8 protein-coding genes are annotated in these 24,455 nt (G+C 73.4%); 6 read left to right on the forward strand and 2 right to left on the reverse strand.

Annotation, left to right across the window (positions count from 1 at the left end; translation table 11 throughout):
- Positions 1–15,508 (forward strand): SDR family NAD(P)-dependent oxidoreductase (locus ACFYVJ_RS26230; protein WP_388896072.1); only part of this gene is annotated, 15,508 nt, incomplete at its 5' end.
- A 116-nt stretch (positions 15,509–15,624) separates the two neighbouring features.
- Here the strand turns inward: ACFYVJ_RS26230 and ACFYVJ_RS26235 are convergent.
- Together ACFYVJ_RS26235 and ACFYVJ_RS26240 are read right to left on the reverse strand one after the other, a co-directional pair.
- Positions 15,625–16,479 carry an alpha/beta fold hydrolase gene (locus tag ACFYVJ_RS26235; RefSeq protein WP_388896075.1) on the reverse strand — a complete coding sequence of 285 codons (855 nt, stop codon included), beginning with the start codon at positions 16,477–16,479 and terminating at the stop codon, positions 15,625–15,627.
- Between the two features lie 194 nt (positions 16,480–16,673).
- Positions 16,674–18,095 (reverse strand): NAD(P)/FAD-dependent oxidoreductase, encoded by a 1,422-nt coding sequence (locus ACFYVJ_RS26240; RefSeq protein WP_388896078.1) that lies wholly within the window; start codon positions 18,093–18,095, stop codon positions 16,674–16,676.
- 188 nt (positions 18,096–18,283) lie between these two features.
- Between ACFYVJ_RS26240 and ACFYVJ_RS26245 the strand changes: the two genes are divergently transcribed.
- From ACFYVJ_RS26245 to ACFYVJ_RS26265, 5 genes are all read left to right on the forward strand, one after another.
- Positions 18,284–18,526, forward strand: coding sequence for a ferredoxin (locus ACFYVJ_RS26245; protein WP_388896080.1), 243 nt, complete (start codon positions 18,284–18,286; stop codon positions 18,524–18,526).
- Positions 18,527–18,630: 104 nt separating this feature from the next.
- Positions 18,631–19,833 carry a cytochrome P450 gene (locus ACFYVJ_RS26250; RefSeq protein ID WP_388896083.1) on the forward strand — a complete coding sequence of 401 codons (1,203 nt, stop codon included), beginning with the start codon at positions 18,631–18,633 and terminating at the stop codon, positions 19,831–19,833.
- 4 nt (positions 19,834–19,837) lie between these two features.
- Entirely contained in the window at positions 19,838–20,878 is a 1,041-nt protein-coding gene (locus tag ACFYVJ_RS26255) for a 3-oxoacyl-ACP synthase III family protein (protein WP_388896086.1), read from the forward strand.
- A 299-nt stretch (positions 20,879–21,177) separates the two neighbouring features.
- Positions 21,178–23,079: an HAD-IIIC family phosphatase gene (locus ACFYVJ_RS26260; RefSeq protein ID WP_388896090.1), complete on the forward strand. Its 1,902-nt coding sequence runs from the start codon at positions 21,178–21,180 to the stop codon at positions 23,077–23,079.
- Entirely contained in the window at positions 23,076–24,113 is a 1,038-nt protein-coding gene (locus ACFYVJ_RS26265; protein WP_388896094.1) for an alpha/beta fold hydrolase, read from the forward strand. Before ACFYVJ_RS26260 ends, ACFYVJ_RS26265 begins: the two co-directional genes overlap by 4 nt.
- The last annotated feature ends 342 nt before the right edge of the window (positions 24,114–24,455 follow it).

Raw genomic sequence — 24,455 nt, forward strand, 5'->3', positions numbered from 1 at the left:
CCAGCACCACGACCCCGCCTACTGGGCCCAGCACATCCGCCAACCCGTCCGCTTCCACCAAGGCACCACCCACCTCACCGACGCCGACGGCATCACTCTCTTCACCGAACTCGCACCCCACCCCACCCTCACCCCCCACCTCCCGTCCGGTACGAAGCGCACCCCCCACCTGCCCGACGAGACCCGCACCCACCTCGCGGCCCTCACCGCACTCCACACCCACCACCACCCCGCCGACCTCACCCCCCACCTCCCCGAGACCGCGGCCAAGCTCCCCGTCCTGCCCACCTATCCCTTCCAGCACCGCCCCTACTGGCTCGACGCCCCCGTCGCGCTCACCAGCGCGACCGACCTCGGCCAACTCGGCACCGCCCACGCCCTCCTGAGCGCAGCCGTGCAGCTCGCCGACACCACCGGGGGCCGCGCCGGCTCCGCCGGTACGACCGTCTTCACCGGCCGCCTCGGCCTCTCCACCCACCCGTGGCTCGCCGACCACGCCGTCGCCGGTACGGTCCTCCTCCCCGGCACCGCCCTCGTCGACCTCGCCCTGCACACCGGCGACCACACCGGCGCCACCCACCTGCAAGAGCTGACCCTGCACGCGCCCCTCGTCCTGGACGAGGCCGGCACCCACGACGTCCAGGTCACCACGACCCCCCTCGCCGGGGCCGAGGGCGAGGACGCCGGCCGGTGGCAGGTGACGATCCACTCGCGCCGCCACACCGCCGACGACGCCGAGCCGGAGCCCTGGACCTGCCACGCCACCGGCATCCTCAGCTCCGACGCCGACGCCGCCCACCCGGCCCCCGCGCTGACCCAGTGGCCGCCGCCCGGTGCCGAGCCCGTGGAGGTCGCCGGCCTCTACCCCCGCCTGCAGTCCGCGGGCTACGAGTACGGGCCCGCCTTCCAGGGCGTCACCGCCGCCTGGCGCGGCGCCGACGGCACCCTCCACACCGAGATCGCCCTCCCCGAGGACGCCGACGCCGCCGGCCACACCATCCACCCGGCCCTGCTCGACGCCGCCCTCCACCCCCTCGCGGCCGAGAACCTCGGCAAGGACGGCAAGGACAGCTCCGACGGCCGGCTCCGGCTGCCCTTCGCCTGGACCGGCGTCACCGTCCACGCCACCGGCGCCACCCACCTGCGCGCGACCCTCGTCCCGGCCGGCGAGCACGGCCACGACCTGACCCTGCACACCTGGGACCCCTCCGGCGCGCCCGTCGCCACCGTCTCCGCGCTCAACTCCCGCCCGGTCGACGCCTCGGCGCTCACCGGCGGCCCCCACGCCGACACGGCCACCCGCAACAGCCTCTTCCACCTCGCCTGGAACGCGACCGCCGCCGAGCGGCCCGCCCAGGTCGAGGGCGTGGCACCGGAGCTGGTTGACCTCTACGTCGCGGCTCCCGCCGAGGACGACGGCCCCACCGCCGCGCACGCCGCGGCGGAGGCGCTGCTGACCCACGTGCAGAGCTGGCTCGGCGACAACGACCGGACCGACCGCCGCCTCGTCGTCCTCACCCACCGCGCCGTCGCGACCGGCCCCGCGGACGACGTGCACCTCCCGCACGCGCCGCTGTGGGGCATGGTCCGCAGCGCCCAGAACGAGAACCCCGACCGCATCCACCTCGTCGACACCGACACCGCCGTCGAGGCCGTCACCGGCGGCGACCCCGCCGCCGTCCCCCACCTGCTCGACGCGCTGGCCACGGGCGAGCCGCAACTCGCCGTCCGCCACGAGCAGGTCCTCGTCCCCCGGCTGGCCCGCTCCGCCGGGGGGTCCGCCGAGGCGCTGGCGATTCCCACCGGCGAGGAGTCCTGGCGGCTGGACAAGACGGCCTCCGGCACGTTCGACAACCTCGCCTTCCTGCCGAACCCGAACCTCCCCGAGACGCTGGCTCCGCATCAGGTGCGGGTCGCGGTACGGGCCATCGGGCTCAACTTCCGCGACGCCCTGATCACCCTCGGCATGTACCCGGGCGAGGCGCTGCTGGCCAGCGAGGGCGCGGGTGTCGTGACCGAGGTCGGTGCCGACGTCACCAGCGTGGCCGTCGGCGACCGCGTCATGGGCATGTTCCCGAACGGCGTGGGCGCGCAGACGGTCACCGACCACCGCATGGTCACCGCCGTCCCCGAGGGGTGGTCGTTCACCGACGCGGCCGGGGTCCCGGTGGCGTACCTGACCGCGTACTACGGGCTCAGGGACCTCGGCGGCCTGGAGTCCGGCGAGTCGCTGCTGCTGCACGCCGCCACCGGCGGCGTCGGCTCCGCCGCGCTCCAGCTCGCGCGCCACTGGGGCGCCGACGTCTACGCGACGGCCAGCCCGGGCAAGCACCATCTGCTGTACGCACAGGGGCTGGACGAGCAGCACGTCGCGTCCAGCCGGTCCCTCGACTTCGAGGACCACTTCCGCGCCCACACCCCGCACCAGGGTGTCGACGTGGTTCTCAACGCGCTCGCCCACGAGTTCACCGACGCGTCGCTGCGCCTGCTGCGCCCCGGCGGCCGGTTCCTGGAGATGGGCAAGACCGACGTCCGCGACCCGCAGGCCGTCGAGGCCGACCACCGGGTCCGCTACCAGAACTTCGACCTCATCGAGGCCGGACCCGACCGCATCCAGGAGATGCTGGTCGACCTGGCCGCGCTGTTCGCCGCGGGCCACCTCACGGCGCCGCGGACCACCTGCTTCGACGTACGCCACGCCTCCCATGCGCTACGGCATCTCAGCCAGGCCCGGCACACGGGCAAGCTGATCCTCACGCTCCCCCGGCCGCTCGACCCGGACGGCACCGTGCTGATCACGGGGGGCACCGGCGGCCTCGCGAGGCTGACGGCCCGTCACCTCGTCGCCGAGCACGGCGTACGCCACCTCCTGCTGGCCTCGCGCAGCGGCCCGGACCACCGCGACGCCGACGCCCTGCGCGCCGAACTCACCGGACTCGGCGCCCAGGTCACCCTCGCGGCGTGCGACGTCACCGACGCCCACGCCGTCCACACCCTCATCGCCTCCGTCGACGAGCGGCACCCGCTGACCGCGGTCGTCCACACCCCGGGCGTGCTCAACGACACGATCCTGACCCAGCTCACCCCGGAGACGCTGCACCCGGTCCTCGCTCCCAAGGTCGACGCCGCGTACCACCTGCACCAGGCGACCCGGCACCTGGACCTGGCCCACTTCGTCCTCTACTCCTCCGCCGCCGGCACCCTGGGCAACCCCGGCCAGGCCAACTACGCCGCCGCCAACACCTACCTGGACGCCCTCGCCCACCACCGCAACCGGCAGGGTCTGCCCACCACCAGCCTCGCCTGGGGCTACTGGAAGCACACGACCGACCTCACCCGGCACCTCGGCGACAGCGAGGTGGCCCGGAGCGACGCGGCGCTCGGCACCGAGCACGGGCTGAAGCTCCTCGACGCCGCCCTCGCCACCCCGTCCCCGTACCACCTCTGCGTCCCGCTGAACCCGGCGACGCTCGGCACCGGTGACCGCGTCCCCGCCCTCCTGCGCGACCTCGCCCCGCGGGCGCGCCGCCGGGCGGCCGCGGCCGCCGCACCGAGCGAGGTGTCGGGGCTCGCGCAGCAGCTCGCCGGTCTGGCGGCCGCCGAGCAGCAGCGCCTGCTGCTCGACCTCGTGCGCACCAACGCCGCCGCCGTCCTGGGGCACAGCGACGCCGCCGCCGTGGACGCTCAGGCGCCGTTCAACGCCCTCGGGTTCGACTCCCTCACCGCGGTCGAGCTGCGCAACCGGCTCGACGCCGCCACCGGGCTGCGGCTGCCGGCGACCCTGATCTTCGACTACCCGACCGCCCAGGTCCTCGCCGACCACATCGGCTCCGAGGTGCTGGAGTCCGCGCCGCGCGCGGCGGCGCCGCAGCTCGTGAGCGCCGACGCCGCCGACGACCCCGTCGTCATCGTGTCGATGGCGTGCCGCTTCCCGGGTGACGTGCGCTCCGCGGGGGACCTGTGGAAGCTCGTCGCCGAGGGCCGCGAAGGTCTCTCCGGCTTCCCGACGAACCGCGGCTGGGACCTGGAGAACCTCTTCGACCCCGACCCGGCGGCGACGGGCAAGAGCTACACCAGCTACGGCACGTTCCTGCACGAGGCCGACGAGTTCGACGCCGACTTCTTCCGGATGAACCCGCGCGAGGCGCTGGCCACGGACCCGCAGCAGCGGCTGCTGCTGGAGACCTCGTGGGAGGCGTTCGAGCGGGCGGGCATCGATCCGGCCACGCTCAGGGGCAGCAGCACCGCGGTCTACGCCGGCGTGATCTACGGCGACTACGCCTCGCGGCTCATGCAGAACGCCCCGGAGGGCTTCGAGGGCTACCTCGGCAACGGCAGCGCGGCAAGCGTCGCCTCGGGCCGGGTCGCGTACACCTTCGGGCTGGAAGGCCCGGCGGTGACGATCGACACCGCGTGCTCGTCGTCGCTGGTCGCCCTGCACCTCGCGGCGCAGGCCCTGCGCAACGGCGAGTGCGACCTCGCCCTCGCGGGCGGCGCCACCGTCATGTCGAGCCCGGGTGCGTTCATCGAGTTCTCCCGGCAGCGCGTGCTGTCCGTGGACGGCCGGTGCAAGGCGTTCGCCGACGCGGCGGACGGTACGGGCTGGGGCGAGGGCGTCGGCCTGGTCCTGCTGGAGCGGCTGTCGGATGCCCGGCGGAACGGGCACGAGGTGCTGGCGGTGCTGAAGGGCTCCGCCATCAACCAGGACGGCGCGTCGAACGGCCTCACCGCGCCCAACGGCCCGTCGCAGCAGCGCGTCATCGAGCAGGCGCTCGCCGGCGCCGGGCTGACGCCCGGTCAGGTGGACGCCGTGGAGGCGCACGGCACGGGCACGGCGCTGGGCGACCCGATCGAGGCGCAGGCGCTGCTGGCGACGTACGGGCGCGAGCACTCGGCCGAACGGCCGCTGTGGCTGGGCTCCATCAAGTCCAACATCGGCCACACCCAGGCCGCGGCGGGCGTGGCGGGCGTCATGAAGATGGTCGAGGCCATGCGCCACGGCATGCTGCCCCCCACCCTCCACGTCAACGAGCCGTCCCAGCACGTCGACTGGAGCTCCGGCACCATCTCGCTGATCACGGAGTCGAGGCCGTGGCCCGAGAACGACGAGCCGTACCGGGCGGCGGTGTCCTCGTTCGGCATCAGCGGCACGAACGCGCACGTGGTGCTGGAAGCCGCGCCGGTGGAGACCGCCGCGGTGGACGCGCCGTCGGCGGAGCCGGCTCCGGCTGAGGAGGCGGTGGCGGCGCCGGTGCCGGTGGTGGTGTCCGCCCGTACGGCGGGCGCGCTGGCGCAGAGCGCCGAGCAGCTTGCGGCGTACGTGGAGCAGAACCCGCAGGTCGAGGTGGGTGCGCTGGCCGGACGGCTGTGGTCCGGGCGGGCGAAGATGGAGCACCGCGCGGGCATCGTCACAGCCGACCGCGACGAACTCCGCGAGGCACTGACCGCGCTGGCCACGGGTGCCGCGCACCCGGCGCTGGTGACCGGACCCGGATCGGTCAGCGCGGGGAAGACCGCGTTCGTCTTCCCGGGGCAGGGCTCGCAGTGGACCCGCATGGGCTATCAACTCGCCTCGGACGAGCCTGCTTTCGCCGCACATCTGGCCGCGTGCCGGGACGAGCTGGCGCGCTGGTGCGACTGGGACCTCCTGGAAGTCCTCGCCAGCGAGGACGAACACGCCCTCGACCCGGTGGATGTCGTGCAGCCCGCGCTGTTCGCCGTGATGACGGGCATCGCCGAGCTGCTACGCCATCACGGCGTGGAGCCCGACGCCGTGATCGGCCACTCGCAGGGCGAGATCGCCGCCGCGTACGTCGCCGGAGCACTGACCCTGCCCGACGCCATCGCAGTCGTCGCGCTGCGGGCACAAGCCATCACCCGCCTCGCAGGCACCGGCACCATGGCCTCGTTCCCACTCCCGCAGGACGAACTCCAGGACCTCCCCGACGGCGTCCACGTCGCCGCCGTCAACGGCCCGCACACCACCATCCTCGCCGGCGAGACCCAGCCCCTGACGGACCTGGTCAGCTCCTGTCAGGAGCGCGACATCCGCGCCCGCCTCATCCCCGTCGACTACGCCTCGCACACCCCCCACGTCGAGAACCTGCGCGAGACGATCATCACGGACCTCGCCGAACGCGCCGCCATCGAACCGATGGCACCCACCATCCCCTTCTACTCCACCCACACCGGCGGATTGCTCGCCTTCGACCAGGACCTGGATGCCGAGTACTGGTTCAACAACCTCCGCCACCCCGTCCACTTCCACACCACCCTCGAACAACTCCTCGACGACGGCCACCACACCCTCATCGAGTCCAGCCCCCACCCGGTCATGACCGCCGCGCTCGCCGACACCTTCGAGCAGCGGACCACCCCGGCCCGCCACCACGCCACCCTCGTCCGCAACGACGACAGCAAGGTCCGCTTCCTCACGGCCCTCACCGCCCTGCACACCCACCACCACCCCATCGACCTCACCCCCCACTTCCCGCGGCACGACCGGTCCACCGACCAGGTGCCCGAGCTGCCCACGTACCCGTTCCAGCGGGAGAGCTACTGGCTTCACGGCTCCGCCCAGCTCACCAGCGCGTCGGACCTCGGCCTGGGGACCACCACCCATCCGCTGCTGCACGCCGCCGTCCCGCTCGCCGACGAGGCGGGCACCGGCGCCACCGGCACGGTGGTGTTCACCGGCCGCGTCGGCCTCAGCAGCCACCCGTGGCTCGCCGACCACGCCGTCACCGGTACGGTCCTGCTGCCCGGTACCGCGCTGGTCGACCTCGCCCTGCACAGCGGCGACCACACCGGCGCCACCCACCTCGAAGAACTGACGCTCCAGGCACCGCTGGTGCTGGAGGAGACCGGCGCCCGCGACCTCCAGGTCACCGCCGCACCCCAGCCGGACGCTGACGGCTGGCAGGTGACGATCCACTCCAGGCCCCACGCCGACGACGAGGCCGAGCCCGAGCCATGGACCTGCCACGCCACCGGCACCCTCACCGCGGAACCGGCGACCCCAGTCGAGCCGCTGACCCAGTGGCCGCCGGCCGGCGCGCAGGCGCTCGACGTGGCGGAGATCTATCCCCGGCTGGCCGCGGGCGGCTACGCGTACGGGCCCGCCTTCCGCGGCGTCACGGCGGCGTGGGCGCAGCCCGACGGCACGCTGCACGCCGAGATCGCCCTGCCCGAGGACACCGACCCGGACGGGCACACGATCCACCCCGCCCTCCTCGACGCGGCCCTCCACCCGCTGGCGGCCCACGGCGGCGCCAGGACCGGCGGGGAGGCGGAGGCGCAACTGCGGCTGCCGTTCGCGTGGACCGGTGTGTCCGTCCACGCGACCGGCGCCACCCACCTCCGTGCGACGATCACCCCCACCGGCGACCAGGGCCACGACCTCGCGCTCCGCGCCTGGGACCCCACGGGCGCCCCCGTCGCCACCATCGGCGCCCTCAACACCAGGGCCGTCGACGCCTCGGCGCTGACCAGCGGTGCCGACACCGGCGCCGCGACCCGCAACAGCCTCTTCCACCTCTCCTGGAGCCCTGCAGGTACGGAGCAGGGCGAGCCCGCGGAGCTGGATCGGTACGACGTGTACGTCGCCGCGCCCGCGGGCGAGGACACCCCGGCCGCGGCGCACGTCGCGACCGAGGCGCTGCTCGGCCACGTACAGGACTGGCTGGCCGCCAACGACGAGACCGACCGCCTGCTGGCCGTCGTCACGCACCGGGCCGTCGCCACCCACCCGGCGGAGGACGTCCACCTGGCGCACGCCCCGCTCTGGGGCCTGCTCCGCAGCGCCCAGAACGAGAACCCCGACCGCATCCACCTCGTGGACACCGACGCCGCGGGCATCGACGCGCACGCCGGTGCCGCCGGCATCCCGCACCTCGCCGACGCCCTCGCCACCGGTGAGCCCCAGACCGCCGTCCGCGGCGGCCAGGTGCTGACCGCGCGCCTCGCCCGCGCGACGGGCGCGGAGAGCGGCGTGCTGGACGTGCCGGAAGGCACGTGGAAGCTGGCGAGCGACGGCGACGGCACGCTGGAAGCGCTCGCGTGCAAGCCCGCCCCCGAGTGGGACGCGCCGCTGACCGGCAGCCAGGTCCGTGTGCAACTGCACGCGGTCGGGCTGAACTTCCGCGACACGCTCATCGCCCTGGGCATGTACCCGGGTCAGGCGCCCCTCGGCAGCGAGGGCGCGGGCGTCGTGACCGAGGTCGGTGCCGACGTCACCAGCGTGGCCGTCGGCGACCGCGTCATGGGGCTCATGCCCGAGGGCGCCGGCAGCCGGGCGATCACGGACCACCGGCTGCTCACGCCCGTACCGGCGGCGTGGTCGTCCACCCAGGCGGCCGGGATTCCGGTGGCGTTCCTGACCGCGTACTTCGCGCTGAAGGACCTCGGCAGGCTGGAGTCCGGCGAGTCGCTGCTGCTGCACGCCGCCACCGGCGGCGTCGGCTCCGCCGCACTCCAGCTCGCGCGCCACTTCGGCGCCGACGTCTACGCCACCGCCAGCCCGGCCAAGCAGCACCTGCTGTACGCGCAGGGTCTGGACGACACGCACATCGCGTCCAGCCGCACGCTGGACTTCGAGGAGCACTTCCGCGCCCACGGCCCGGACCAGGGCGTGGACGTCGTCCTCAACGCGCTCGCGCACGAGTTCACCGACGCCTCGCTGCGGCTCGTACGGCCCGGCGGCCGGTTCATCGAGATGGGCAAGACCGACATCCGCGACCCGCGGGCGGTAGAGGCCGACCACGGCGCCGAGTACCGGAACTTCGACCTGATCGAGGCGGGCCCCGACCGCATCCAGCAGATCCTGGCGCACCTGACCGAGCTGTTCGCCGCGGGTGTGCTGACGCCGCTGCCCACCACCTCGTTCGACGTACGGCAGGCCCGCCAGGCCCTGCGCTACCTGAGCCAGGCCCGGCACACCGGCAAGCTGATCCTGACCCTGCCCCGTCCGCTCGACCCGAACGGCACCGTGCTGATCACCGGCGGCACCGGCGTCCTCGCGGGACTGACGGCACGCCACCTGATCACCCAGCACGGCGTACGCCACCTCCTGCTCGCCTCCCGCAGCGGCCCCGACCACCCCGACGCCGATGCCCTCCGCGCCGAGTTCACCGAACTCGGCGCCCACGTCACCATCGCGGCCTGCGACGTCACCGACGCCGACGCCGTACACACCCTCGTCGGCTCCATCGGCGACGACCACCCGCTCACCGCCGTCATCCACACCGCGGGCGCGCTGAACGACGCCGTCCTCACCCAGCTCACCCCGGACGACCTCCACCCGGTCCTGGCGCCGAAGGTCGACGCCACGTACCACCTGCACGAGGCGACCCGGCACGTGGACCTGGCGCACTTCGTCGTCTACTCCTCGGCCGCCGGCACCCTCGGCAACCCGGGGCAGTCGAACTACGCCGCCGCCAACACGTACGTGGACGCCCTGGCCCACCACCGCAACCGGCTCGGCCTGCCGACGACCAGCCTCGCCTGGGGCTACTGGAAGCAGGCCACCGGCCTCACCCAGCACCTCACCGCCGGCCAGCAGGGCCGCACCGGCAAGCCGCTCACCACGGAACACGGCCTGCGCCTCTTCGACGTCGCGCTCCGGGACCGGCCCGAGTCGACGCTGGTCTGCATGCCGATCGAGCCTGCCGCCCTGCGCCGCGCGCCCAAGGTGCCGGCGCTGCTCCGCGACCTCGTACCCGCCACCGCGCGCCGCGCGACCGCCGCGGGCGCGAGTGCCGTACGGCGCTCGGGGCTGGCCGAGGAGCTGGCCGGGCTCGGCGAGGCCGAGCAGGACCGGCTGGTGCTGGACCTGATCCGGAGCAACGTCGCGGCCGTCCTCGGCCACGCGCGCCCGGAGACCATCGACCCACAACGTCCGTTCAAGGAACTGGGCTTCGACTCCCTGACCGCCGTCGAGCTGCGCAACAGGCTCACCAACGCCACCGCGCTCCAGCTCCCGTCCACGCTGGTCTTCGACCACCCGACGCTCACCGAGCTGTCGGCGTTCCTGCGGGGCAAGCTGCTGGACGAGCAGCCGCGGGCGCGTGCGGCGAAGCAGGTCGCGGCCGTGGCCGACGACGACCCGATCGTGATCGTCTCGATGGCCTGCCGCTACCCCGGCGGGATGCGGCGGCCCGAGGACCTGTGGCGGCTGGTCTCCGAAGGCGTCGAGGCGATCGGCGACCTCCCGGACGACCGCGGCTGGGACCTCGACGACCTCTACGACCCGGACCCGGACGCGCCGGGCAAGATGTACACGCGCAAGGGCGCGTTCCTGTACGACGCCGGCCGGTTCGACGCGGACTTCTTCCACATGAACCCGCGCGAGGCGCTGGCCACCGACCCCCAGCAGCGGCTGCTGCTGGAGACCGCCTGGGAGGCGTTCGAGCGGGCGGGCATCGACCCCACCAGCCTCAAGGGCAGCAGCACCGGCGTGTTCGCGGGCGTCATCTCGCAGGACTACCTGATGCGCATGCACGACGCGCCGGACCACCTGGAGGGCTACTTCGCCACGGGCGGCTCCGCGAGCATCGCCTCGGGCCGGGTGGCGTACACCTTCGGGCTCGAGGGCCCGGCGATGACGGTGGACACGGCGTGCTCGTCGTCCCTGGTCGCCCTGCACCTCGCGGCGCAGGCGCTGCGCAACGGCGAGTGCGACCTCGCCCTCGCCGGCGGCGCGACCATCATGGCCACCCCCGGCACCTTCCAGGTCTTCTCCCGCCAGCGCGGCCTGGCAGCCGACGGCCGCTGCAAGCCCTTCGCCGACGCGGCGGACGGTACGGGCTGGGGCGAGGGCGTCGGCCTGGTGCTGGTCGAGCGGCTGTCGGACGCGCGGCAGAACGGGCACGAGGTGCTGGCGGTGCTTAAGGGCTCCGCCGTCAACCAGGACGGTGCGTCGAACGGCCTCACCGCGCCGAACGGCCCGTCGCAGCGCCGCGTCATCGAACAGGCGCTCGCCAACGCCGGGTTGAGCGGCGACCAGGTCCACGCCGTCGAGGCGCACGGCACGGGCACGACGCTGGGCGACCCGATCGAGGCGCAGGCGCTGCTGGAGACGTACGGCCAGGCGCACTCCGAAGAGAATCCGCTGTGGCTGGGCTCCATCAAGTCCAACATCGGCCACACTCAGGCGGCGGCAGGGGTCGCCGGCGTGATCAAGATGGTCGAGGCCATGCGGCACGGGGTGCTGCCCCCGACGCTCAACGTCGACATGCCCACGAGCCATGTCGACTGGGACGCGGGCCACATCGAACTGCTGACGGAGGCCCGCCCCTGGAGCGAGGAGAGCGGACCGCGGCGGGCGGCGGTGTCGTCGTTCGGCATGAGCGGAACGAACGCGCACCTGATCCTGGAGGCGGCTCCGGCCCCGGTCCTGAGCGAGGCCGAGCCGGAGGCGGTGGCGGCGCCTGTGCCGGTGGTGGTGTCCGCCCGTACGGCGGGCGCGCTGGCGCAGAGCGCCGAGCAGCTTGCGGCGTACGTGGAGCAGAACCCGCAGGTCGAGGTGGGTGCGCTGGCCGGACGGCTGTGGTCCGGACGGTCGAAGATGGAGCACCGCGCGGGCATCGTCACAGCCGACCGCGACGAACTCCGCGAGGCACTGACCGCGCTCGCCACTGGTGCCGCCCACCCGGCGCTGGTCACCGGACCCGGATCGGTCAGCGCGGGGAAGACCGCGTTCGTCTTCCCGGGGCAGGGCTCGCAGTGGACCCGCATGGGCTATCAACTCGCCTCGGACGAGCCTGCTTTCGCCGACCATCTGGCAGCGTGCCGGGACGAGCTGGCGCGCTGGTGCGACTGGGACCTCCTGGAAGTCCTCGCCAGCGAGGACGAACACGCCCTCGACCCGGTGGATGTCGTGCAGCCCGCGCTGTTCGCCGTCATGACGGGCATCGCGCAGCTTCTACGCCACCATGGCGTCGAGCCCGACGCGGTCATCGGTCACTCGCAGGGCGAGATCGCGGCCGCGTACGTCGCCGGAGCGCTGACCCTGCCCGACGCCATCGCGGTCGTCGCGCTGCGGGCACAAGCCATCACCCGCCTCGCAGGCACCGGCACCATGGCCTCGTTCCCACTCCCGCAGGACGAGCTCCAGGACCTGCCCGACGGCGTCCACGTCGCCGCCGTCAACGGCCCGCACACCACCATCCTCGCCGGCGAGACCCAGCCCCTGACGGACCTGGTCAGCTCCTGTCAGGAGCGCGACATCCGCGCCCGCCTCATCCCCGTCGACTACGCCTCGCACACCCCCCACGTCGAGAACCTGCGCGAGACGATCATCACGGACCTCGCCGAACGCGCCGCCATCGAACCGATGGCACCCACCATCCCCTTCTACTCCACCCACACCGGCACCCTGCTCTCCTTCGACCAGGACCTGGACGCGGAGTACTGGTTCAACAACCTCCGCCACCCCGTCCACTTCCACACCACCCTCGAACAACTCCTCGACGACGGCCACTACACGCTCATCGAGTCCAGCCCTCACCCGGTGATGGCCGCGGCCCTGGCGGACGCGTTCGAGCAGCACCCCACCACCGCCCACCACCACGCCACCCTCATCCGCAACAACGGCGGCAAGTCCCGCTTCCTCACGGCCCTCACCACCCTCCACGCACACCACCACTCCATCGACCTCACGCCGCACCTGCCGCAGGCGGCGAGCGCACTGCCGAGCCTTCCCACCTACCCGTTCCAGCACCAGCCCTACTGGCTGAACGCCCCGGCCCGGCTCGCGAGCGCCACCGACCTCGGCCTCGCCACGGCGACCCACCCGCTGCTGCACGCCGCGGTCCAGCTCGCCGACGGCGCAGAAGGCGGCGCGGGCACCACGGTGTTCACCGGCCGCGTCGGCCTGAGCAGCCACCCGTGGCTCGCCGACCACGCCGTCACCGGGACCGTGCTGCTGCCCGGTACCGGCCTGGTCGACCTGGCCCTGTACGCGGGTGACCACACCGGCGCCACCCACCTCGAAGAGCTGACGCTCCAGGCACCGCTGGTGCTGGAGGAGACCGGCGCCCGCGACCTCCAGGTCACCGCGGCTCCCCAAGGTGGATCGGACACCTCCGGTACGGGCCGGTGGCAGGTCACCGTCCATTCCCGCCCGCACACCGACGACGCCGAGCCCGAGCCGTGGACCTGCCACGCCACCGGCACCCTCACCGCCGAACCGGCGGCCCCGGCCGAGCTGCTGACCCAGTGGCCCCCCGCGGACGCGGAGCCCTTCGACGTCGGCGCGCTCTACCCGGAGCTGGCCGCGGCGGGCTACGAGTACGGCCCCGTCTTCCAGGGCGTGACCGCGGCCTGGAAGGGGACCGACGGGACCTTGCACGCCGAGATCGCGCTCCCGCAGGGCGCCGACGCCTCCGGTCACGCCGTCCACCCGGCGCTCCTCGACGCCGCCCTCCACCCCCTCGCGGCGCACAACGACGGCGCGGACGGCCGGCTCCGGCTGCCGTTCGCGTGGAGCGGTGTGTCGGTGCACGCCACCGGTGCCACCGGGCTACGCGCCACCCTCACCCCCACCGGCGAGCACGGCCACGACCTCGCCCTCCGGGCCTGGGACACGGCGGGGGCGCCGGTGGCCACCGTCACGGCGCTGAACACCCGGCCCATCGACGCCGCGGCGCTCGGCGCCCGTAGCAGCGAGGACACCCGCAACAGCCTGTTCCACCTCGCCTGGAGCCCCGCCGCCGACCAGTCGGCGGTGGTGGATACGGACCGGGTGGACGTGTACGTCGCCGGCCCGGCCGCCGAGGACACTCCGGCCGCTGCGCACGTCGCGACGGAGGCGCTTCTCACCCACCTGCGGAGCTGGCTGGCCGCCAACGACGAGACGGACCGGCAACTGGTCGTCCTCACCCACCGCGCGGTGGCCACCGACGCGGCCGAGGACGTCCACCTGGCGCACGCACCGCTGTGGGGCCTGGTCCGTACGGCCCAGAACGAGAACCCCGACCGCATCCGCCTCATCGACACCGACACCACCGGCATCGAGCGCGGTACGGGAGCGGCCGACGTCCCCCACCTCACCGACGCACTGGCTACGGGCGAACCCCAACTCGCCCTCCGGGACGAGACGGTCCTCATCCCCCGCCTGACCCGTTCCACGGGCGACGCCGCGACAGAAGAAGCCCGGCCGCTCGACCCGAACGGCACCGTGCTCCTCACCGGCGGCACCGGCGGTCTCGCAAGCCTGACGGCACGTCACCTCGTCACCGAGCACGGCGTACGCCACCTCCTGCTCGCCTCCCGCAGCGGCCCCGACCACCCCAACGCGACCGCACTCCGCGACGAACTCACCGACCTCGGCGCCCACGTCACCGTCGCGGCCTGCGACGTGACCGACGCCGACGCCGTACGCACCCTCGTCGGCTCCATCGGCGACGACCACCCCCTTACCGCCGTCATCCACACGGCCGGGGCGCTCAGCGACGCCACCCTCACCCAACTCACCGCGGAGACGCTGCACCCGGTCCTCGCCCCCAAGGTCGACGCCGCGTACCACCTCCACGAGGCGACCAAGGACCTGGACCTCGCCCACTTCGTCCTCTACTCCTCAGCGGCAGGCACCCTCGGCAACCCGGGACAAGCGAACTACGCCGCCGCCAACACCTACTTGGACGCCCTCGCCCACCACCGCAACCGGCTCGGCCTGCCCACCACCAGCCTCGCCTGGGGCTACTGGCAGCAGAGCACCGACCTCACCGGCCACCTCACCACCCACCAGCAGACCCGCACCGGCACACCCCTCACGACGGAGCACGGGCTGCGCCTCCTCGACGTCGCACTGACCACCTCCGCGTCCCACCACCTGTGCGTGCCGCTCAACCCGAGCACCCTGCGGACCGCACCCCACCTGCCCGCGCTCCTCCGCGACCTCGTACCGGCCCGCCGCCGCACCGCCGCGGCGCAGGCCGCCGGCGCGCCCGGCGGCACCGCGCTGGCCGAGCAGCTCGCGGCGCTGCCCGAGCAGGAGCAGCGGCACAAGGCGGTCCTCGATGTCGTACGGAGCAACATCGCCGCGGTCCTCGGCCACGGCACCGCCGAGACCATCGACCCCCACCGCCCCTTCAAGGAACTGGGCTTCGACTCCCTCACCGCCGTCCAACTCCGCAACCAGCTCACCACCACCACCGCACTCCGCCTCCCGGCGACCCTCATCTTCGACCACCCCACCCCCGACGCCCTGGCCGGCCGGATCCTGGCGGACCTGATGCCGGAGGCGGTCAGCGCGTCGCGCCGGGTGATCGCCGATCTGGACGCGCTGGAGCTGGAGCTGAAGCAGCTCGCGGCGGACGAGGCGGAACGCTCGCGGATCACGCTGCGGCTGCAGACGCTGCTGTCGAACTGGAACGACGCGCGCCCGGCCCCGGCCGAGGACGTGAGCAACAAGATCCAGGAGTCGTCCGCGGACGAGATCTTCGACTTCATCGACCGGCAGCTCGGCCGCACGGACGGCAGCGAGGCACCTTCGGCGCCCGGACAGTGAGCGGCCGGTGAAAGGAGAACCGCCCGCCGCGACCCGCGGCGGGCGGTTCTCTCACAACGGCTGAGACCGCGAAGTGAATTGGTCCTGGTAGGCCCCGCAGTCCTGGCTCGGACACATCATCGCAGGAAGTCGAGCAACAAGCGGGTCATCTCCTCCGGACGCTCCTCGAAGATCCAGTGGCCGCTGTCTGCGACCACCTCGTCCCTGACGTCGGTCGCGTACCGGCTCACCTGGTCGGATACGGCATGGCCGAGGCTGTTCTCGGCGCCGACGGCGAGCACCGGCACGGCCAGTGGCCGTTCGGCGAAGTCGCGGTTGTCGGCCACGTCCTGGTCCAGTGCCCTGAACCACTCGAAACTGGCCCGCAGATGGTCCGGGTCCGCGAGGTGCCGGGCATACTCGCGTACGGCGCCGGGGTCGACGGCCCGCTCACGGCGGACCGCCATCGCGCCGATGAACTTCTCCACCCACACCTGCTCCCGCCCCTGGATCATCGCTTCCGGCAGTCCGTTGGCCAGGCTGAAGAACCCGAAGTTCCACAGGCCAGGTCCGGCCGGGGTGAGCGAGGGGAACTGGTAGATGCCCGGGTCGGGGATCGGCGCCTCGCTCAACACCAGCGCGGCCACGCCGTCGCGGTACTGCGCCGCGTAGGCGTAGGCCACCATGCTGCCGATGTCATGACCGACCAGCCTGATTTCGTGCTGAAGGCCGAGGTCGGTGAGCAGGGCCCGCAGATCCTGAGCCATCGTCCTCTTGTCGTAGCCGCCCCCGGGTGCACTCGAACCTCCCGCGCCTCGCAACGACGGCACGATCACGGTGAAGTGTTCCGCGAGCCCGGGGATGACCTCCCGGTACTCGTACCAGGTCTGGGGGTAGCCGTGGAGCAGCACCAGCGTCGGTCCCTCGCCGGACCGCACGTACTCGACGACCTGTCCGTTCACATGCGCCTCGCGAGGCGAGAAGGGGGCCATAGGGCGAACGTACGCGGGCCCGCAGGCACCGCCGCGCCCGCCGGGCGCGTCGCTCGGCGGATTGGTCCGCTCGTGTGACCTGCGGATGTTCCGGCACCCGCCTTGCGGTTGCCGCCCGTCGGCAGGACCGCGAGCGTGGTGCCGTGCCCGTCGGTGATCAGGTGGTGCTTCGATGCTCTCGCCGCGGACCGCGGCTACTTCGCCGCCCGCAGCACCGCCGCCTCCGCGTCCTTCAGCGGCGCCGCCGTCAGCGGCGGCCGGCCCTGCTGCCGCATCGACGCCAGGAACTCGGGCGTCTCCAGGCTGCCGAGCGGTGCGGTGAGCGTGGTGACGGCCGTGAGGGCGTCGCAGACGCGCTCGTTGACCAGGGACGCGCTCGTGACCAGATCGGCGAACCCCTGCCGCTGCGCGGCCTGGGTGGTCAGACGGGGGTCGCTGACCGTGGCCTTGTTGTCGGGGTAGCACAGGTCCTGCGAGGCGGAGAGCAGCCACGGCGCGTCCGCGGCGGCGGCGATGGCCTGCTGCGCCGTACGGGCCAGGCCGGGCTTCAGCCCGCCGGCGCGGCTCAGGGAGGTCTCCAGGGCCCGGGCGGACTGGGCGGCGACGCTCATGCCGTGGCCGTGGATGGGGTTGACGGACACGACGCAGTCGCCGAGCGCGACGAGCCCTTCCGGGCGGTCGGCGAGGCGGTCGAGGTGCATGCGGCGGTTGAGGGTGCTGCGGGTCGTACGGACCGGCGTCAGCGGCTCCGCGGCGTCGATCAGGTCGGCGATGACCGGGTCGCGCAGACCGCGGGCGAACTCGGCGAAGCGGGCGTCGGCGGCGGTCGGTTCGCCGCCGCGGGTGCCGGAGAGGGTGATGATCCAGCGGCCGCCCTCGATGGGCAGGAGCAGGCCGTTGCGGCCGGGCTGCCCGGTGCGGTGGTCGGCGTAGACGCTGACGACGGGGAAGTCCGCGGGGGCGCCCGCGGGGGCGCGGAAGACGCGGGTGGCGTAGGTGAGTCCGGTGTCGACGCTCTCCTCGGCGGCGGGCGGCAGGCCGAGGTCGGTGAGCCAGTGCCGCAGCCGGGAGCCGCGGCCGGTGGCGTCGACGACGATGTCGGCGGGCAGTTCGCGGGTGCCGCCGTCCGAGGTGCGTACGCGGACGCCGGTGACGCGGGTGCGGTCGCCGAGCAGCCCGTGCGCCTCGGTCCTCGTCAGCACCTCGGTGTCCGGGTGGTCGAGGGCGGCCTCGCGGACGGTCTGGTCGAGGAGGGGGCGGCTGCAGGTGAGCGCGTAGTGGGAGCCGGGGAAGCGGTGCTGCCAGCCGTAGGCGCTGTAGAGGACCATGTCCTCCTTGACGCCGATGCGGTGGGCGCCGGCGGCGCGCAGCCGGTCCAGGGTGCCGGGGAGCAGCGCCTCGATCGCCTCGGCGCCCCCGGACCAGAGGATGTGCGCGTGGCGGCCCTGCGGGACGCCCTTGCGGGGCTCGGGCTCCTCCGGGTACGTGTCGCGTTCGATCACGGTGACGTGGTCGACGTGGTCCCGCAGTGCCCGGGCGGCCAGCACGCCGGCGAGACCGCCCCCGAGTACGACTCCGTGGACTCGGGTGTCCGGGCCCCCGGTTGCTTCCGCCATGTGCAGTTCCGCCCTTTCCGCATGGTCCGGTGCCGGGCGGTCGCCGTATGCCGCCCGGTTCACCATGCGGGCCGCGCCTTGGGGGTGACTTGCCGGTTTCTAAAGCCTTTTCCGGCTTCGAAGGCGGAGGTGAATGGCCGTACGCTACGGGCCGGTTCAAGGATCCGAGTTTCCGGAAGGATGCCCTCATGCGGGATTCCTCCATGCAGGTCGAGACCGAGGTCGAGCGGTGCGTCGCCTCCGGCATGTGCACGCTTCTGGCCCCGCGGGTCTTCGACCAGGATGAGGCGACAGGCGAGGTCGTGGTGCTGGAACAGCGCCCCGCCGAGGAGCAGTGGGAGGCGGTGGACGAAGCCGTGCGCTCCTGCCCGGGACAGGTCATCCGGTTCGAGGAGGCCGCCGAACCGGCCGAGCCTGCCGACGCGCCTTAAGCACGCCCAAGTCCGCCTTAAGGCCATAACCCGAGGCTGGGCGGAAAGGCGTGGACCGGCAGTGCCGGCCCCGCGGCTTCGCATGCGGAGGAAGGAAACGCGTCATGTCGGACACGCTGTCCACGCCGCCCCGGCGGTTGCCGACCGAGCGGCCGCGCCCGCTGGACCCGCCGGAAGAGCTGGGCCGGCTGCGTGCCGAGGAGCCGGTGAGCCCGCTGCTGTATCCGGACGGGCACGTGGGCTGGCTGGTGACGAGTCATACCGCGGCCCGCAAGGTCCTCAGCGACCAGCGGTTCAGCGCCCGGGGCGACATCAAGAAGGTGCCGTTCGAGCTGCCCTCCGGCGGCCGGCCCTGGGAGAAGGTGCCGCCCGGCTTCTTCATGCACATGGACCCGCCGGACCACACCCGCTACCGGCGGCTGCTCACCGGGCAGTTCACGGTGCGGCGGATGAAGGCGCTGGAGCCGCGGATCGAGCAGATCACCGAGGAGCACCTGGACGAGATGGAGCGGCAGGGGCCGCCCACGGACCTGGTGCCGTCGTTCGCGCTGCCGATTCCCTCGCTGGCGATCTGCGAGCTGCTGGGCGTTCCGTACGGCGAGCGCCAGCGCTTCCAGGATCACTCGACGACGGTGATGCGCATCGGCTCGTCCGGCGAGGAGGTGGCGGCGGCCTTCGCCGCGATCTACGGGCTGATCCACGAGCTGGTGCAGCTCAAGCACAAGGAGCCCGAGGACGACCTGCTGAGCGGGCTGATCGCGACCGGCGAGCTCGACGACGCGGAGCTGACCGGCATCGGGATGCTGCTGCTGATGGCGGGGCACGAGACGACCGCCAGCATGCTGTCGCTCGGCACGTACGCGCTGCTGCGCCACCCCGGCGAGATCAAGCGGCTGCGCGAGGACCCGAAGCTGTTCGGCAACGCCGTCGAGGAGCTGATGCGGTACCTGACGATCGCCCAGTTCGGCGTGCCGCGCACCGCGCTGGAGGACGTCGAGCTGGAGGGCAAGCTGATCAAGGCGGGCGACGGGGTCACCGTGTCCCTGTCGGCGGCCAACCGCGACCCCGGGCGCTTCGAGGACGCGGACGGCTTCGACGTCGGCCGCTCCACCTCCGGGCACATGGCGTTCAGCTACGGCATCCACCAGTGCCTGGGCCAGCAGTTGGCCCGGGTGGAGATGCGGATCGCGTACTCGGCGCTCTTCCGCCGGTTCCCCGACCTGCGTCTTGCGGTCGAGCCGGAAGAGGTGCCGCTGCGCGCGGAGGCGACGATGTACGCCGCGAGTTCGCTCCCGGTGGCCTGGTGATCACGTGCTCGTTCTGAACCGGGAGAACGACCTGCGGGTCGCCGGCCTCGGCACGGCGTCGCCGGGCCCGCCCATCGACAACGCGACCCTGGGCCGCCGCATGGGCCTCGGTCCGATGTGGGAGCAGTGGGCGGAGGCGTTCGTCGGCACCAAGTACCGCCATCTCGCGGTGGATCTGGAGACGGGCGAGCCGCGGTTCTCGCTCGCCGACCTCGGCGAGACGGCGGGCCGGCGGGCGCTGGCCGCGGCCGGTCTGGAGCCGTCGGACGTCGACGTGGTCGTGATGGGCACGGCGATGCCCGACATGCTGATGCCGACGACGGTGAACGTCGTCGCGGACCGGCTGGGCATCGACCAGGTGCCGACGTACCAACTCCAGTCCGGGTGCTCGGGCGCGGTGCAGGCGCTGTCGGTGGCGGCGGGGCTGCTGCTGTCCGGTGGCCACCGCACGGCGCTGGTGCTCGGCGGCGACGTCTCGGCGAAGCTCGTCGATCCGGACATGGACGCCGCGGCGCTGCCGCCCGCGCAGTTGGTGAACCTGATGCTGTTCGGGGACGGTGCCGGCGCGCTGGTGCTGACCGCGGAGCCGTCGCCGGGGCCCGCGCTGCGGGCGGTGTTCACCAAGCTGGTGGGGCTGGGCAAGCAGCCCGGGCAGACGCTCGACTGGTACGGCGCGAGCCGCCGGTTCGACGGCCCGCCGGTCAGCGAGGACTACAAGGCGATCGAGGCGGCGGTGCCGGAGATGGCCGCCGAGTCGGCAGAGGAACTGCTGGCCGGGCTGGACTGGAAGCCGGACGAGCTGGCCTACGTGCTGCCGCCCCAGCTCTCCGGGCGGATGACGGCCAAGATCCGGGAGCGGATGGGCGCGCCGGAGGCGCAGGAGGTCTCCTGCGTCGACGAGACCGGCAACAACGGCAACGCGCTGGTGTTCTTCCAGATGGAGCGGCTGCTGCCGAAGCTCGCCGCGGGCGACCGGGCCCTCGGCGTCGCCATCGAGTCGAGCAAGTGGATCAAGTCGGGCTTCGCGCTGGAGGCGACCGGCTGACGGAAGCGCCGAGGTACGCGACGGGCGCCGCGCGCCGCTGTGTTCACGCAGCGGGGCGCGGCGCCCGTGCCGTACCGGCTCCCGCTCCCGAGGGCGGGCAAGGGCGCCCGCGGAGTCCGGAGGCGCCCGCGGCGGCGGCCCGGCGCGCGCGCCGCCACCGCCGCCGCGTACGACCGCTTTAGACCCCTCCAAGGCCCCGTCAAGCCCCGCTGGCGAGCCTGGGGGCGGTCCGCCCGCGCCTCTCCCGTCGCGCCCGCCCGGCGGTCCGCCGCGCTGGTCCACCAGGAGGTGTGAGATCCGTGTCCGCTGCCCCCGCTCCCCCGCCATCCACTCCGGATCCCGTCGCGGAGCTGCACCGGTCCGGAAACCTGGTCGCGGAGTACCCGAGACTCCCCGCGCTGCTGCACGGCCTCGGCGAGGACGAACGGCAGCGCGCCGGCCGGCTGCTGTCCCGCCTGTCCCCCGACGAGGTGCGCGCCGTCCACCCCGGCATCCCCACGGTGTCCGTCGCGGTCACCGGGCACGGCACGGTCGCCGGCCTCGTGCCGCCGCTCACCATGGAGCTGGCCCGGCACGGCATGCTGCTGCGCTCCCACGTCGCGGACTACGACAGTTGGCTGTTCGACCTCGCCGACCCCGCGAGCGAGGTCTACGCCGCCGGCACCGACCTCGTCGTGTGTCTGCTGGCCGCCGGGATCGTCTTCGACGAGGTGCCGCGCCCGTGGCGGCCCGAGGACGTCGAGCGGGTGCTGACCGAGAAGGTGCACCTCCTCGGCAAGCTCGCCGCCACCCACGGCACCTCAGGCTCCGGCACCCTCGTCTACACCACGATGCCGCTCCCCCGGGAGTTCACCGCCCAGCTCGTGGACCACCGCTCCCGCGCCCGGCTCGGCGCCGTCTGGCGCGAGGGCAACGCCCGGCTGCTCGGGCTGATGGACGAGCACCCGGGCCTCGTCGTCCTCGACCTCGACCCGCTCCTCACCGGCCCCGCCGCCCTCGCCGAGGACCGGCTGGCGACCTACGTCGGCACGCCGTTCGCGGCGGAGCTGACCGCCGCCGCCGCGCGGGAGGTCGCGCACCTCGCCCGCGGCCGGTCCGGGCGGGCCAAGAAGGTGCTCGCGGTCGACCTGGACAACACGCTGTGGGGCGGCGTGCTCGGCGACGACGGCCCGGAGGGCATCGAGGTCGCCGACGGCCGCACGGGGCGCGCGTTCCAGCGCATGCAGCGGGTGGTCAAGCAACTCGCCTCGCGCGGGGTGCTGGTGGCCGCTGTCAGCAAGAACGACGTGGAGCCCGTACGCGGGGTGCTGCGCGACCACCCCGAGATGACCCTGCGCGAGGACGACTTCGTGCGGGTGGTCGCCAACTGGTCGCCCAAGCACGACAACCTGCGGGCGCTGGCCGAGGACCTCAACCTCGGCCTCGACTCGTTCGTCTTCGCCGACGACAGCCCCTACGAGTGCGGCCTGGTGGCCCGCGAGCTGCCCGAGGTCACCGTGCTCCACCTCGACGGCGACCCGGCGCTGCACGCCGGGCGGCTGCTCGCCGACGGCTGGTTCGACGTACGGGACCTCACCGACGACGACGTCCGCCGCCCCGAGCGCTACCGCGAGGAGCTGGTCCGCAAGGACTTCCTCGACTCCTTCTCCTCCCTGGACGACTACCTGCGCGAGCTGGACGTGCGGGTGGAGCTGACCGCCGCCGCCGAGGCCGACGTGCCGCGCGTCGCCCAGCTCACCCAGCGCACCAACCAGTTCAACCTGACCACCCGGCGGCTCCAGCAGGACGAGGTCGCCTCCCTCGCCGGCTCACCGGGGAACCTGGTCCTGGCCATCCGCTCCGGCGACCGCTTCGGCGACAACGGCCTGGTCGGTGCGGTGTTCGTACGGACCGACGGGCCCGTGTGGCACGTCGACAACTTCCTGCTGAGCTGCCGGGTGTTCGCACGCGGCATCGAGCAGGGCTGCCTCGCCGCACTGCTGGAGCACGCCAGGGCCGAGGGGGCCGAGGCGGTCGCGGCACGGTACGTGCCGTCGCCGAAGAACGGCAAGGTCAGGGACTTCTATTCACGGAACGGCTTCGACGCCCACGGGCACGCCGAGGACGGGACCGCCGACTTCCGGCACGAACTGCGGCAGATCGACGCGGTGCCGGGCCACCTCGCCCTGACCGTGCGCTGGGCGCGGGAGGGAACACGATGAACGACGTCACGGAGCTCAAGGAGTTCGCGCTCGTCCACGCCAAGGCGCTGCAACTGCCCCCCGGGCAGTACGAGAAGGTGCTCGACCGCATCACCAGTGACGAGGACGGCGCCCCCGGCTCGTGGACGGCGGAGTGGTCGGCGGCGGCCGCGGAACTCGACGACGCCGGACAGTTGCTGCCCGCGTTCCTCTGCTACACCATGGCCCGCTTCCCCGTCGTCGACGGCCCGGCGCGGCAGGAGGCGTACGAGAAGTGCCGGTCGGCGTTCGACCGCTGGCGCGCCGGCCAGCAGGGCATCGAGCGGGTCACCGCGCCGCTGGCCGACGGCGAGGTGGTGGCCTGGGCCGGCGGGCTCTCGGCGGCGGAGCCGAAGCCGGTGCTGCTGGTGACCGGCGGCATCGTCAGCCTCAAGGAGCAGTGGGCGCCGGTGACGCTCCAGGCGGCTGCGCTGGGCATGGCCATCGTCGTCACCGAACTGCCGGGCGTGGGCGAGAACACCCTCCCGTACGACCGGGAGAGCTGGCGGATGCTGCCCGCCCTGCTCGACGCGATCGCGGACCGGGCCGACGTGGCCGACACGTACGCCCTGGCGAACAGCTTCGGCGGGCACCTGGCGCTGCGCTGGGCCGGGCACGACGCCCGGCTGCGGGGCATCGTGACGTCGGGGGCGCCGGTGAGCGAGTTCTTCGGCGACGCCGACTGGCTGCGCGGCGTACCGGGCATCACCCGGCACACGCTGGCCCGGCTGACGGGCACCGCCGGGGGCGACGACGGCGCGCTGCACAAGACGCTCGCCGGCTGGGCGCTGACGCCCGGGGAACTGGCCGCGCTGGAGATCCCCGTCTGCTACTCCGCCAGCCTGCGCGACGAGATCATCCCGGCCGGTGACCCGGCGTTCGTGCGGCAGCACGTGAAGCAGGTCAGCATGAACGAGTTCGACGACGTGCACGGCGCGCCGGCGCACGTGCAGCAGACCGTGGACTGGACGTTCGGCTCGCTGCTGGCGATGCGCCAGGGCCACGCCCCGCGCTGACGCCGCTCAGCCAGCCCCTCCCGGCCCCCGGCCCCCCGCCGGAGTCCCGCGACGGCCGCATGGCCCCCTGGTGCGCCAGGGGGCCATGCGGCCGTTGCCGTACGGAACGGGGCACATTCCCGCGGCCGCGCACTCGGATATCGGGCAGCGGATACGCCGCGGTGAATACCGGGCATTTGCGAGAACGGCGGATGATCACGACGCATTGGCCGGGGGGCGTGAATGCGTCACACACGCCGCTGCGCGCCCTGCGCAATACCCCTGACAACACGTAGGGGGGACTTAGGGGTGGGTAGGGGTTTCGGCACCCCCTACCCCCTCCATAGCCTGCAAAGACCTGTA

The sequence above is a fragment of the Streptomyces sp. NPDC004134 genome (assembly GCF_042874195.1).
Lineage (GTDB): Bacteria > Actinomycetota > Actinomycetes > Streptomycetales > Streptomycetaceae > Streptomyces.

What these genes read in the sequence shown, in the direction of transcription:
- ACFYVJ_RS26245 (WP_388896080.1), top strand. Translation starts at nt 18,284, where the DNA reads ATGCGGGATTCCTCCATGCAGGTCGAGACCGAGGTCGAGCGGTGCGTC.
- ACFYVJ_RS26235 (WP_388896075.1), bottom strand. Translation starts at nt 16,479, where the DNA reads ATGGCCCCCTTCTCGCCTCGCGAGGCGCATGTGAACGGACAGGTCGTC.
- ACFYVJ_RS26240 (WP_388896078.1), bottom strand. Translation starts at nt 18,095, where the DNA reads ATGGCGGAAGCAACCGGGGGCCCGGACACCCGAGTCCACGGAGTCGTA.
- ACFYVJ_RS26265 (WP_388896094.1), top strand. Translation starts at nt 23,076, where the DNA reads ATGAACGACGTCACGGAGCTCAAGGAGTTCGCGCTCGTCCACGCCAAG.
- ACFYVJ_RS26250 (WP_388896083.1), top strand. Translation starts at nt 18,631, where the DNA reads ATGTCGGACACGCTGTCCACGCCGCCCCGGCGGTTGCCGACCGAGCGG.